The 12,812-nt window shown below is 71.3% G+C and carries 12 protein-coding genes; 9 read left to right on the forward strand and 3 right to left on the reverse strand.

Going from position 1 to position 12,812, the window contains the following annotated elements:
* Positions 1 to 266: 266 nt before the first annotated feature.
* From purS to purL, 3 genes are read left to right on the forward strand one after another with little or no spacing between them, the layout of a single operon-like run.
* Entirely contained in the window at positions 267 to 527 is a 261-nt protein-coding gene (gene purS / locus AB0L45_RS03830; protein WP_365835784.1) for a phosphoribosylformylglycinamidine synthase subunit PurS, read from the forward strand.
* Positions 524 to 1,204 (forward strand): phosphoribosylformylglycinamidine synthase subunit PurQ, encoded by a 681-nt coding sequence (gene purQ, locus AB0L45_RS03835; RefSeq protein WP_365835786.1) that lies wholly within the window; start codon positions 524 to 526, stop codon positions 1,202 to 1,204. Before purS ends, purQ begins: the two co-directional genes overlap by 4 nt.
* Positions 1,201 to 3,450, forward strand: a complete 2,250-nt coding sequence (purL, locus tag AB0L45_RS03840) for a phosphoribosylformylglycinamidine synthase subunit PurL (protein ID WP_365835788.1) — start codon at positions 1,201 to 1,203, stop codon at positions 3,448 to 3,450. The genes purQ and purL overlap by 4 nt, the downstream gene beginning before the upstream one ends.
* 69 nt (positions 3,451 to 3,519) lie before the next feature.
* Here the strand turns inward: purL and purN are convergent, their stop codons facing one another.
* Complete coding sequence (purN, locus tag AB0L45_RS03845; RefSeq protein WP_365835789.1) at positions 3,520 to 4,218, reverse strand: phosphoribosylglycinamide formyltransferase; 699 nt, start codon at positions 4,216 to 4,218, stop codon at positions 3,520 to 3,522.
* Positions 4,215 to 5,111, reverse strand: a complete 897-nt coding sequence (locus tag AB0L45_RS03850; RefSeq protein ID WP_365835791.1) for a MarR family transcriptional regulator — start codon at positions 5,109 to 5,111, stop codon at positions 4,215 to 4,217. Before AB0L45_RS03850 ends, purN begins: the two co-directional genes overlap by 4 nt.
* A gap of 577 nt (positions 5,112 to 5,688) precedes the next feature.
* Between AB0L45_RS03850 and AB0L45_RS03855 the strand changes: the two genes are divergently transcribed.
* Positions 5,689 to 6,660, forward strand: coding sequence for a LuxR C-terminal-related transcriptional regulator (locus AB0L45_RS03855; RefSeq protein WP_365835793.1), 972 nt, complete (start codon positions 5,689 to 5,691; stop codon positions 6,658 to 6,660).
* A 171-nt stretch (positions 6,661 to 6,831) separates the two neighbouring features.
* Positions 6,832 to 7,800: an alpha/beta hydrolase gene (locus AB0L45_RS03860; protein WP_365835795.1), complete on the forward strand. Its 969-nt coding sequence runs from the start codon at positions 6,832 to 6,834 to the stop codon at positions 7,798 to 7,800.
* A gap of 4 nt (positions 7,801 to 7,804) precedes the next feature.
* Here AB0L45_RS03860 and AB0L45_RS03865 read toward each other — a convergent pair whose 3' ends face one another.
* On the reverse strand, positions 7,805 to 8,527 hold the full coding sequence (locus tag AB0L45_RS03865; protein WP_365836335.1) for a PIG-L deacetylase family protein: 723 nt from the start codon (positions 8,525 to 8,527) through the stop codon (positions 7,805 to 7,807).
* Between the two features lie 302 nt (positions 8,528 to 8,829).
* Between AB0L45_RS03865 and AB0L45_RS03870 the strand changes: the two genes are divergently transcribed.
* The 4 genes from AB0L45_RS03870 (at position 8,830) to AB0L45_RS03885 (ending at position 12,607) form a co-directional block, all read left to right on the forward strand.
* Complete coding sequence (locus AB0L45_RS03870; protein ID WP_365835797.1) at positions 8,830 to 9,582, forward strand: GntR family transcriptional regulator; 753 nt, start codon at positions 8,830 to 8,832, stop codon at positions 9,580 to 9,582.
* Positions 9,583 to 9,976: 394 nt separating this feature from the next.
* Positions 9,977 to 11,668, forward strand: a complete 1,692-nt coding sequence (locus tag AB0L45_RS03875) for an APC family permease (RefSeq protein ID WP_365835799.1) — start codon at positions 9,977 to 9,979, stop codon at positions 11,666 to 11,668.
* A 264-nt stretch (positions 11,669 to 11,932) separates the two neighbouring features.
* Positions 11,933 to 12,112 carry an SPOR domain-containing protein gene (locus AB0L45_RS03880; protein WP_365835801.1) on the forward strand — a complete coding sequence of 60 codons (180 nt, stop codon included), beginning with the start codon at positions 11,933 to 11,935 and terminating at the stop codon, positions 12,110 to 12,112.
* Between the two features lie 81 nt (positions 12,113 to 12,193).
* On the forward strand, positions 12,194 to 12,607 hold the full coding sequence (locus AB0L45_RS03885; protein ID WP_365835803.1) for a (deoxy)nucleoside triphosphate pyrophosphohydrolase: 414 nt from the start codon (positions 12,194 to 12,196) through the stop codon (positions 12,605 to 12,607).
* Positions 12,608 to 12,812 lie beyond the last annotated feature (205 nt).

Below are 12,812 nucleotides of genomic sequence, written 5' to 3' on the forward strand. Positions count from 1 at the left end.
ACTCCCCCGTTGCAGTTTGTGACACGGGCTCCAGAGCCCGGTTGCGCCCGACGTGCTGTCCCCAGACTCCATCAACCGGCCCCTCCGGTTCCAGCCACTTTCAAGGACTTCCAAGCGACACCGGAAAACCCCGGAGCGCCTTGACTTCCGCGCCGCGGCTTCCCCCTAATGGGCACGAACGGCCGTGCCGGGAAAGTGAATGGCGTCCTCCGGATTGCACCGGCCGCGTTCTGGTCGCGCAGGCTGCGTTACAAGGAGGAGTGCCAGTGGCACGCGTCGTGGTCGACGTCATGCTCAAGCCGGAGATCCTCGACCCGCAGGGGCAGGCGGTGCAGCGCGCACTGCCACGCCTGGGATTCGAGGGGATCGGCGACGTCCGTCAGGGCAAACGCTTCGAGCTGGAGGTGGCCGGGCCCGTGGACGGCACGGCGCTGGCCCGTATCCACGAGATGGCGGAGACCTTCCTGGCCAACACGGTCATCGAGGACTTCACCGTGCACGTCGAGGACGGGGCCGCCGGGTCATGACGGCACGCATCGGAGTCGTGACCTTCCCGGGCACGCTGGACGACCGTGACACCCAGCGGGCCGTGCGGCTCGCCGGGGCCGAGGCGGTGCCGCTGTGGCACCGCGACAAGGACCTCAAGCAGGTCGACGCCGTGGTGCTGCCCGGCGGCATCTCCTACGGTGACTACCTGCGGGCCGGTGCCATCGCCCGCTTCTCCCCGGTGCTGGAGACGCTCACCGGACAGGCGCGGGACGGGCTGCCGGTCCTGGGCATCTGCAACGGCTTCCAGCTGCTCACCGAAGCCCATCTGCTGCCCGGCGCCATGCTCCGCAACGACCACCTGCACTTCGTCTGCCGGGAGCAGCGGCTGCGCGTCGAGAACGCCGGCACCGCCTGGACGACCGCGTACCGGACCGGTGAGGAGATCCGCGTACCGCTGAAGAACATGGACGGCCGGTACGTCGCCGACGAGCGCACGCTCGACATGCTGGAGGCCGAGGGCCGGGTGGCCTTCCGCTACCTGGGCGGCAACCCGAACGGTTCGCTGCGTGACATCGCCGGTGTCACCAACGAGGCGGGCAATGTCGTCGGCCTGATGCCGCACCCGGAGCACGCCGTCGAGCCGCTGATCGGCACCGGCCGTACGGACGGTCTCGGATTCTTCACCTCGATCCTGAAGAAGTTGGTCGACGCATGACGCTCGATACGGTCAAGCACGCAGCCGAGACGCCGGACACCGATCAGCCGTGGGCCGAACTGGGGCTCAAGGCCGATGAGTACGCCCGTATCCGGGAGATCCTGGACCGCCGTCCCACCGGTGCGGAACTGGCCATGTACTCCGTCATGTGGTCCGAGCACTGCTCCTACAAGAGCAGCAAGGTCCACCTCCGGCAGTTCGGTGCCAAAGCGCCGGCGAGCGACGCGCTGCTGGTGGGTATCGGGGAGAACGCCGGTGTGGTCGATGTCGGCCAGGGCTATGCGGTCACCTTCAAGGTCGAATCGCACAACCACCCCTCCTACATCGAGCCGTACCAGGGTGCGGCCACCGGTGTGGGCGGCATCGTGCGCGACATCCTGGCCATGGGCGCCCGGCCGGTCGCGGTCGTGGACCCGCTGCGTTTCGGTGCTGCCGATCACCCCGACACCAAGCGTGTCCTGCCGGGTGTCGTGGCGGGCATCGGTGGTTACGGCAACTGCCTGGGCCTGCCCAACATCGGCGGCGAGGTCGTCTTCGACGCCTGCTACCAGGGCAACCCCCTGGTCAACGCCGGTGCCATCGGCGTGATGCGGCACGAGGACATCCACCTGGCCAAGGCGTCCGGCGCCGGCAACAAGGTCATCCTCTACGGCGCCCGCACCGGCGGCGACGGCATCGGCGGCGTTTCCGTGCTGGCCTCCGAGACTTTCGACGCCACCGGCCCCGCCAAGCGGCCTGCCGTCCAGGTCGGCGACCCCTTCCAGGAGAAGCTGCTCATCGAGTGCACCCTCGAAGTCTTCCGGGAGGACCTGGTCACGGGCATCCAGGACCTGGGCGGCGCAGGACTGTCCTGTGCCACCAGCGAGCTGGCCTCGGCCGGCTCCGGCGGCATGCGCGTCGAGCTGGACGACGTGCCGCTGCGCGACTCCTCCCTCTCGCCCGAGGAAATCCTCATGAGCGAGTCGCAGGAGCGGATGTGCGCGGTCGTGGAGCCGGGGAAGGTCGAGCGGTTCCTGGCGATCTGCGAGAAGTGGGACGTGACGGCCACCGTCATCGGTGAGGTCACCGACGGCGACCGGCTGGAGATCTACTGGCACGGCGAGCAGATCGTGGACGTACCGCCGCGCACCGTCGCGCACGAGGGCCCGGTCTACGAGCGTCCGTACGCGCGCCCCGACTGGCAGGACGCGCTCCAGGCCGACGACGCGGGCAAGCTGCCGCGCCCGCAGACCGGCGAGGAACTGCGCGCGCAGGTCCTGAAGCTGGTCGCCTCGCCCAACCAGGCCTCCAAAAAGTGGATCACCAGCCAGTACGACCGTTTCGTGCAGGGCGGCACCGTGCTGGCGCAGCCGGAGGACGCCGGCATGATCCGCATCGATGAGGCGACCGGGCTCGGGGTCGCCATCGCGACCGACGGCAACGGCCGCTACGCCAAGCTCGACCCGTACGCCGGGGCGCAGTTGGCGCTGGCGGAGTCCTACCGCAATGTCGCGGCCACCGGTGCCCGGCCGCTGGCGGTCTCGGACTGCCTGAACTTTGGCTCGCCGGAGGACCCGGCGGTGATGTGGCAGTTCGCCGAGGCCGTGCGCGGGCTGGCCGACGGCTGCCTGGAGCTGGGCACGCCGGTCACCGGCGGCAACGTCTCGCTGTACAACCAGACCGGCGAGGCCGCCATCCACCCGACCCCGGTGGTGGCGGTGCTCGGCGTCATCGACGATGTGGCGCGTCGTACGCCGATGGCGTTCGCCGAAGAGGGGCAGCTGCTCTACCTCCTGGGTGACACCAAGGACGAGCTGGGGGGTTCGGCCTGGTCGCAGGTGGTCCACGGCCACCTGGGCGGCCTGCCCCCGCGGGTGGACCTGGGCCGCGAGAAGCTGCTGGCCGAGATCCTGATCTCGGCGTCGCGGGACGGCATGGTGGATGCGGCGCACGACCTCTCCGACGGCGGGCTGGTCCAGGCGCTGGTCGAGTCGTGCCTGCGCGGCGGCAAGGGCGCCCGGATCGTCGTCCCCGATGGGCTGGACCCCTTCGTCCTGCTCTTCTCGGAGTCGGCGGGCCGCGCGGTGGTGGCGGTGCCGCGCAGCGAGGAGCTGCGCTTCAGCGACATGTGCGCGGCGCGGGGGCTGCCGGCCACCCGTATCGGCGTCGTCGACGGTGATGCCCTCGATGTCCAGGGCCAGTTCACCCTGTCGCTGAACGACCTGCGCGACGCCCACGAGGCCACGCTCCCCGGCCTCTTCGGCTGACACGGTGGCGGCCGTGGCCCCCCGCTCACGGGTGAGGGGCCACGGCCGGTGCGTGCCGGAGTGCCGGGTTCAGCGCAGCAGGACCCGGCGCCCGTCCATGCGGTGGCCGTCGCGGGCCAGGCGGCCCACGACATCGACCAGCAGGGAACGCTCGACCTCCTTGATGCGCTCGTGGAGGGACGCCTCGTCGTCGGTGTCGCGCACCTCCACCACCCCCTGCGCGATGACCGGCCCGGTGTCCACACCGTCGTCGACGAAGTGCACGGTGCAGCCGGTGACCTTCGCGCCGTACGCCAGCGCGTCGGCGACCCCGTGGGCCCCGGGGAAGCTGGGCAGCAGCGCCGGATGGGTGTTGACGACGCGCCCGCCGAACCGGGCCAGGAACTCCTTGCCCACGATCTTCATGAACCCGGCCGAGACGACCAGGTCCGGTGCGTACGCGGCCGTGGCCTCGGTCAGGGCCGCGTCCCACTCCTGGCGGGTGGCGAAGTCGCGCACCCGGCGGACGAAGGTGGGCAGGCCGGCCCGTTCGGCACGCTCCAGCCCGGCGATGCCCGTCCGGTCCGCGCCGACCGCCACGACCCGCGCCCCGAACCCGGTGGGGTCCTCGGCGGCGGCGTCCAGCAGTGCCTGGAGGTTCGTGCCCGATCCGGAGACCAGGACGACCAGACGGGCCGGGGCCGGCGTCGGCCCGTCCTCGGCCGTGGCGAGCCGCTCATCGGTCACGGAAGGACGGCCGTCGCCCGTGACGAGACGTTCACCGGTCATGACAGCGCATCCACCAGGGCGTCGCCTCGGAGCGTGCGCAGTATCCGGACCTCGCGGCCCTGCCGTTCGCGGTAGAGGAGGCCAGCCTGTTCGAGCTGCCGGCAGTGGTAGGTCACCGTGCCGGCGGTGCAGTGCAGCAGGTCGGCCAGCTTGCCCATGGAGACGGGCTGGTTGCCCTTGCGCAGGATGACGGCGCGCAACTCGCCCAGCGTCATCGCGAGCGCGTCCGACACCCGCTCCCGCCGGTCCTCGCCGCCACCCAGGAGCGGAGCGAGCCCGGCGACCGGATAGCCGACGGAGGCGTGCCCGTCGACGCCGACGCGCAGGACGCAGGCGCGGGTGCCGGAGACCAGCGGCAGCAGCGTCAGCTTGCGTACCGCGACGTCCTGAGCGAGCGGTGCGCGGTCCGGCAGCCGCAGCCGGCCGTCGAGGAAGGCGGTCCGCGGACTCAGGTTGGCGAGGAGGGCGGCCATGGTGCCGGTGACCGAGGCCGCCCCCACGCGTTCGATCTCCCGTTCCAGCAGGGGCTTGGCCCGGTGCCATACGGGAGCCACCGCTTCCCAGGCCGTACGGACCAGGCCGGCGTACGAGATCAAGAAGTCGCCGGGATTGTCGACGACCTTTCGCCAGGCGGGCGGCGCTTCTCCGCCGAACGTCCGCTCCAGGTCCGCCAGCAGGTCCTCCGGCGTGGTGTCGGCAATTCTTTCGATCTCGTCCCGCATGGCGTACGGGCCGGCTTCGCCGTCCGCCGAGAGAATCCCTGGAATATGCAGGTATCCCGCGGACGTGATCGGACCCATCACGTTCCACAGATGCTCGGTGCAGGACTTGCGCAGCAGGGCGCGGCGGTTCGCGGGAACTCCCTGCGGGATCCCGAGTGCGTCCCCGATCAATGACTGGACGGAAACTCCGGGTACGAACCGTATGAGTACAGGAATGTCGACGTTCTCACCTACATGAAGCGCGGCGTCATCGCCCACTTCAACCCCCGTTCAAGATCTGGATCCGAACCACGGCCGACCGCGCGCACGGGGCCCCGTCCCCGGGCGCGGTCGCGCTTCACCCCCAGGCGGGGTCCTCATCGGTAGTGGTGGGGCCGGTGGCGGGCGGCGCGGGCGTCCCCGGGGAAGCCGCCGGAGTCCCGCGGCGGGCCGGGTGAGCGGCGGCGATCCCCACGCCGCCGGACGTGGCCGGCGAAATGCTGTGCATCGAATCCCCCTACCGTGCGGATGCCGTGGCGCCCGCACGCATCAGGCCGAGGGAAAAGCAGGCACGGCCGCTCCCCCCACAGCAGCGATCCTCATTATTCATCCTGGCCGAAGCGGACACGGAAAGATGGATTGAGCCAGCTGCGTGATGTTACCTTGCACTTCTGTGAAGCGAGACGAACCCTGCTCAAAGGCGCCCGCATGCAGCATGGTTGGCGCTGCGGAGCCCTGCCTCTCGGCCAAAGATCTTTACCGTCGCGCGGTGGTCGAAGGAAATATTCCTCTTGACGCCGTACCTGAGTGCCTGAAGCGGCTTCAACTCGTCGTCGAGTCGCAGAACCCCGACGGACTGGCGTTTCCCGTCCCGCCGGCGATCGCGGCCGAGGCCGCCCTCCGCCCCCTGGAAGAAGCGATGACGCGCTTCCGCAGGGAAGCGGCGGAGATCCGGGCCGCCGTGGGCGCCTACGACTCCGTCTACTCCGAGGTACGCAGCAGGGAGGAGCAGCCGCTCACCGTCATCCGGGGCACCCGGGCGATCAGCCACGCGCTGGAAGCCGCGGTCAGCGGCTGCGCCGAGGAACTCATCACCGCCCAGCCCGGCGGCGGCCGGCCGGCCGAGCTGCTGCGCGAGGCCCTGGGGCGCAGCCTGCCCCTGCTGGCGCGCGGAGTACGGCAACGGACGCTGTACCAGCACTCGGTGCGCACCCACAAGCCCACCCTCGCCTACATCAGGAGGATCACCGCCGCGGGCGCCGAGGTCCGCACGCTCGTCGAGATATTCGACCGGCTGATCATCTGCGACCAGGACGTCGCCTTCATCCCGACCGGGGAGGAGACCGCGGACACCGCGCTGGCGATCCGCCACCCCGCCCTGATCCGCTACCTGTCGGTGATGTTCGAACGCCACTGGGCCCGCGCCGTCCCCGTCGAGCCGTCGGTGGTGCCACAGCACGAGGCGCCCGTGCTGGACGAACTCCAGCGCGTCATCCTCCGGGCCATGGTCGAGGGGGAGACGGACGAGCGGATAGCCCGCCGGATCGGCCTGAGCCGCCGCACGGTGGTGGCCCATATCCGCAAGGTTTCCGAGCGTTTCGACAGCAGCAGCCGGGCCCAGCTCGGGTATCTGCTGGCGCATTCGGGGCTGCTCGGCGAGGCGGGCGCCGATGAACGGTCCGGTACCGGAACAGACGACGGAACGGGCGGCGCAACGGGACCGGACGAGGAGCGGCCGTAAGGCGCCGACGTCTTACGCATGGCCGCACCGCACTCGCCGGGATCCGAGCTCCCCACCGCCGAATGGGCGGGTGGGGCAAGCGGGGTAAGTCCATTATGGGCCGGGCGGGTGGGGAAAATCCACGTCCGTACGGATGATCTTGAACGGATTTCGGGGACCTAGCGTGGCGGCATGACTTCCGCACAGGACACCGAGGACTTTTTCGTCACCGCCCCCGACGGGGCCGGCCTGGCCGTACGTGATCACGGCGGCGACGGCCCGCCCCTGCTGCTCCTGCACGGGGCCGGGCGGACGCTGCTGGACTGGGAGGCGGTCGCCCCGCTGCTCACCGGGCGGCACCGGGTGCTGGCGATGGACGTGCGGGCGCACGGGAAGTCCGGGGGCGGGGAGGCCGGTTGGACGTTCGCGAAGACGGTCGCGGATGTGGCTGCCGTAGTGGCGGCATGTGGAATTCCGGACGCCGTTCCGGTGGGGCATTCGCTGGGCGGAATGATCGCGGCGTGCTGTCTGGAGGAGTTGCCGGAGACGCCGGGCGCGGTCAATCTGGACGGGCACGGCATGGGACGGCCCGAGCAGTACGTGGGCCTCGACCGGGAATACGTGGTGCAACGCCTCGCCCAGGCCAGGGAATTCGCCGACGCGGCGATGGGCCGTCCCTTGCCGGGCGGCACATTGGACGCCGTACTGGCCCAGCACGCAGCCATGGCAGCCGCGTTGGGAATTTCCGCCCGGCGGTGGGAGGCGGGCGTACGGCGGGGAGCGGCGCGGAACGCGGACGGGGAACTCTACCTGCGGCCCGAACGGGTGGCGGGGCTCGGTATGCAGCAGGCCATGGCCGAGATCGACCTGTTCGGGCTCTACCGGCGGCTGCGACGGCCGCTGCTCATCGCGCGGGCCCTGCGCCCGAACCCCTCGACGCCCGGGATGCCGTGGGTGGACGAGCTGATGGCCGCGTACGTGCGGGGGCTGCACGCCGACCTGGACGAGCTGGCGCGTACGCAGCCCTGGGTCGAGGTGGCGGGCGTGGACGCGACGCACGCGATGCTGATGGAGCGGCCGGCGGAGGTCGCCGCCTTGGTCACGGACTTCGCGGCGCGGGTGCACGCGGGCGGGCCGGGCCGCCGGGCCGGGCGGCGGTAGCGGCTCAGCGCGGGTAGAGCTGGAAGAGGGTGGCGGGGGTGCCGCGGTACCGGTCGCCCGCCGTACGGAGCATGGGTTCGAGGAAGCCGCGGGCGTAGGCGACCGGGTCCTGGCCCGCGCCTTCCAGGCCGGTGATGTACGCGTGGTGCTCGGCGAGCGAGGCGACCGCCCGCTCGATGCCGGGGCCGACCTCCTTGGCGTGCGTGGGGTACGGGGAGCCGGCCACCGCCACCCAGCGGACGCCGTCCCAGGGGTCGAGTCCGAGTTCGGCGGTCAGCTCGGGAAAGATCCAGCGGTTGCCCGCGTCGCCCGCCGCGTCCAGGACGGCGCGGCCCACGACCCGGTGGTCCGGGGTGTTCCAGGCCACCCCGCCCCAGGTGTCGTGGTGGTTGAGGGTGAGCAGCAGCTCCGGGCGGTACCGGCGGACGGCGGCCGACAGGTCGCGGCGCAGCGCCGTCCCGGCCTCGATGACGCCGTCGCGGTGCCCGTCCAGGAACGCGACCGTCCGTACGCCGACGACGGCCGCGCTCGCCCGCTGCTCCGCCTCGCGGACCGCGGCGCACTCCTCGGGGCCGAGTCCGTCGATACCGGCCTCACCCCGTGTGACCAGGAGGTACGTGACCTCGCGGCCGGCGGCGGTCCACTCGGCGACGGCAGCGGCGGCGCCGTATTCGAGGTCGTCGGGGTGGGCGACGACGGCCAGGGCGCGCTGCCAGTCCTCCGGCATGGCGGCGAGGGCGGGAGCGGGGGAGTCGGTGCTGCTGCCGGTGGGGGTGTCGGGCACGGTGGGCTCCTTCCCGTACCGCTCGGGCGCCGGTCGCGCGTGCGGTGTGTCGTACCGACTCTGGCACGCGCGGCGCGGCCGTGCCGGGCAGCCGTGCACGCGTGTCGGCGCATGGCCAACTTCCATGATCGGCACGCTGGTTGAGCTGGGGTTCATCACATCGAGTGAATTACTGGCCCAGGCTTGCGGTCAACAACACGCGGTTGCCACGCTGTTGCTGACTGTCAAGCTGTTGGGAGGGGCATGTGCCTTTCGGTGAGCAGCCCGCGTACCTCCGCGTCGCCGGCGACCTGCGCCAGAAGATCGTCGAGGGTGTGCTGCCTCCGCACACCCGCCTCCCCTCCCAGGCCCGCATCCGCGAGGAGTACGGCGTCTCCGACACGGTCGCCCTGGAAGCCCGCAAGGTCCTGATGGCCGAGGGGCTGGTCGAGGGCCGCTCCGGGTCCGGGACGTACGTGCGCGAGCAGCCCGTCCCGCGCCGGATCGCCCGCGCCGGCTACCGCACCGGCGTCGGCGCCACGCCCTTCCGGCAGGAGCAGGCCGACGAGCGGGTCAAGGGCACCTGGGAGTCCAGCAGTGAGCGGGAGGAGGCCGGCGCCTCCGTCGCGTCCCGGCTGCGCATCCAGGTGGGCGACCGGGTGATGCGCACGCGCTACCTCTTCCGGGCCGAGGGTGAGCCGGCCATGCTCTCGACGTCCTGGGAGCCGCTCGACATCACGGGGCGGACGCCGGTGATGCTGCCCGAGGAGGGGCCGCTGGCCGGGCGCGGGGTGGTCGAGCGGATGGCGGCCATCGACGTGATCGTGGACAACGTGGTCGAGGAGGTCGGGGCGCGCCCCGGGCTGGCGGAGGAGGCGATGGCGCTGGGCGGGGTGCCGGGCCACGCGGTGCTGGTCATCTCCCGTACGTACTTCGCGGGTGGCCGCCCGGTGGAGACGGCCGACGTCGTCACGCTCGCCGACCGCCACCGGGTGGCATACCACCTGCCGGTGCATTGAAGCGCCGGTGAGGGGGGCGGCGGGGCGGGGACGGGAGGGTGGAGCGGTGCCAGGGCGGCGGACGGGCCGGGCGCCGCCGGTCCGATGACCGGCCGACTCGCCCTCTTTCCCCTCTCCCTTATGGCCGAAACCCGTTCCCACCTAGCAATTTCATCGCCGTCAGAGCCGTGCCGAACCCAAGATCGCACGGTGTGTACTGACGCGTAACCCGCCAGTAGCCACCCCTTAATTCGCTGTATGTCAGGATTTGAACGGCCAATAGGTGTGTGGGAAACGTCACACACCGTCAGCCAGACCCGAGTTTTGACCCTGCTTGGGAATCCGATCTTCCAATTCGCTCTTACGATGGCGAAGTTTGTGCACGGCACGGGGGAAGATCAGGAGACCAAGCACGTTGAGCACGACGCAGACCCAGAGCGCGGAGCAGGGCTCCCACTCGAATTACCGACGGTCCCTCGGGACCATTGCCCTGACCGCCACGGGTCTTGGGTCGATCATCGGTTCCGGCTGGCTCTTCGGGGCCGAGCGGGCCGCCGCCATCGCCGGTCCCGCCGCCATCCTCGCCTGGGTCATCGGCGCGGTCGTCGCGCTCACGATCGCCCTGACGTACACCGAGCTGGGCTCGATGTTCCCCAAGGCGGGCGGCATGGTCCGCTACGGCCAGTACTCGCACGGCTCGCTGGCCGGCTACCTCGCCGCCTGGGCGAACTGGATCGCGATCGTCTCCGTCATACCCGGGGAGGCGACCGCCTCCGTCCAGTACATGAGCTCCTGGGACTTCGGGTGGGCGCAGGCCCTCTACGACGGCAAGGAGCTGACCGGCACCGGCGTCGCCCTGGCCAGCCTGCTGCTGATCTTCTACTTCTTCCTGAACTGGTTCGCGATCTCGCTCTTCGCGAAGACCAACACCGCGATCACGATCTTCAAGGTCGTCGTACCGATCCTGACCGCGAGCGCGCTGATGCTGGCGCACTTCGACACCAGCAACATCAAGGACCACGGCGGCTTCACGCCCAACGGCTGGAGCGCGGTCTTCTCCGCCGTCGCCCTCTCCGGCATCGTCTGGGCCTACAACGGCTTCCAGTCGCCGCTGAACATGGCCGGCGAGGCCCGTAACCCGGGCAAGTCGCTGCCCAAGGCCGTCATCTACTCGATCCTGATCGCGCTGGTCATCTACGTCGCGCTCCAGGTCGCCTTCCTGATGGCCGTCCCCGGCGGCAAGCTGGAGTCCGCCGGCGGCTGGGCCCACCTCGGCTACAACTCGCCGCTGGCCGACCTCGCCGTCGCCTGGGGCCTGAACTGGCTGGCGCTGCTGCTGTACGCGGACGCCTTCGTCTCCCCGTCCGGCACCGGCATGATCTACGCCGCGACCACCTCGCGCATGATCCACGGCGTGCAGGAGAACGGCCACCTGCCGAAGATCTTCGGCAAGGTCGACAAGAAGACCGGTGTGCCGCGCCCGGCGCTGATCCTCAACCTCTTCATCGCCTTCCTGTTCCTCGCGGTCTTCCGCGGCTGGGGCTCGCTCGCCGAGATCGTCTCGGTGGCCACCGTGATCTCCTACATCACCGGTCCGGTCGCGGTGATGTCGCTGCGCCGCCTCGCGCCCGACCTCAAGCGGCCGGTGAAACTGAAGATCATGCCGGTCGTCGCGCCCGTCGCGATGGTCTTCGGCTCGCTCGTCCTGTACTGGGGTCGCTGGCCGCTCACCGGCAAGGTCATCCTGATCATGGCGGTCGGCCTGCCGGTCTGGGCCTGGTACGAGCTGCGCAAGCCGTGGGCCGAGCTGAAGCCGCACCTGAAGGCGGGCGCCTGGATGGTGGCGTACCTGCTGGTGATGGCGTGCGTCTCGTACATGGGCGGCGAGGAGTTCGGCGGCAAGGGCTACCTGGCGCCGGGCTGGGACATCCTGGTCGTCGCGGTGATCGGCCTCGCCTTCTACGTGTGGGGCGTCCGCAGCTCCTGGCGCAACCCGTCGCTGGTCGCGGCCGAGGCGGAGTCGCTGGCGGCGGCCGAGGCCGAGGCGGCCGAGGAGGCCGCGGCCGGCGGGAAGTCCGACGCCAAGTGCGAGGCGGGCACGGTGTAACGCCCTCGCGTGAACCTGTCCGACGGGCGCCGTCGGCGGCAGAGGCCGCCGGCGGCGCCCGTTCGCGTACGCCCCCGGAGCCCGCCCGGAGCTGCCCGCGCGCCGTCCGCACGCGGCCCGATGGCCGGTTCGGTACCTCTTTGTGCAAAGCCGTATCCGGTGCGTGAAGGTCGGGCGTAGGCTCGGGCATATGCGGAATGCGGTTTCGGCATCAGTACAGGAGGGGCGCGCGACGGCGCGCCGGCCGGCGGACGGAGGGGCGCGATGACCGACAGTGGCGTGGTGCTGCCCTGGCTCGTCATTCGCCAGGACGAGGGCGGCAACCGCTATCGCGTCGGCCGCTACGCCACCCGCGCGGAAGCGGAGCAGGTGGCCGACCGGCTGGACACCCGCAGGAACGGGCGGCTGTACGTCGTGGAACGGGTGGGGCACGCCGCGACGTGAGGCGATGGGGTGGCGGTACCTGGGGTGAAGGGGTGGCACCTGGGGGCGGAGGGGCGGCTGCGGGGACGTAGGCTGCCGCGCATGACGGACGTGCGTGTGGTGGTGGGCGGAGCGGTGCTCGACGGGGGAAGGCTGCTGGCCGCGCGGCGCAGCGCGCCCGCCGCGCTGGCCGGCCGCTGGGAGCTGCCCGGCGGCAAGGTCGAGCCCGGTGAGACGCCCGAGGAGGCGCTGACGCGCGAGCTGCGCGAGGAGCTGGGGATCGAGGCGGAGCCGCTGGAGCGGATCCCGGGGGAGTGGGCGCTGCGTCCCGGGCTCGTCCTGTACGTGTGGACGGCCCGGCTGGTGTCCGGCGACCCCCGGCCCCTCCAGGACCACGACGCGCTGCGCTGGCTGGCGCCGGGCGAGGAGGACCGGGTGGACTGGCTGGACCAGGACCGCCCGGCGGTCGCCGAGGCGATGCGCCGCCTCGGACCGGCCTGCACGCCCGGGGGCTGAGGCCGCGCCCCTCACGGGCCCGGTCATCTCGTCACCTCACCATTCCCCCGTACGGGCCGATCATCGGATCGGGCGAGTCCCCCGTACGGGGCTGCCGCGATGGTGCCGGCGCGCCGGAGTGCCGCCGCCGCGCCCGAGGCGTACGCGCTCCGGCCCCGTCCGCTTCAGTACGCCGTTTGTGCCACAGTGCGCCATTGAGGGCGAT

Origin of the sequence: Streptomyces sp. NPDC052496 (assembly GCF_040679095.1) — a bacterium.
Lineage (GTDB): Bacteria > Actinomycetota > Actinomycetes > Streptomycetales > Streptomycetaceae > Streptomyces.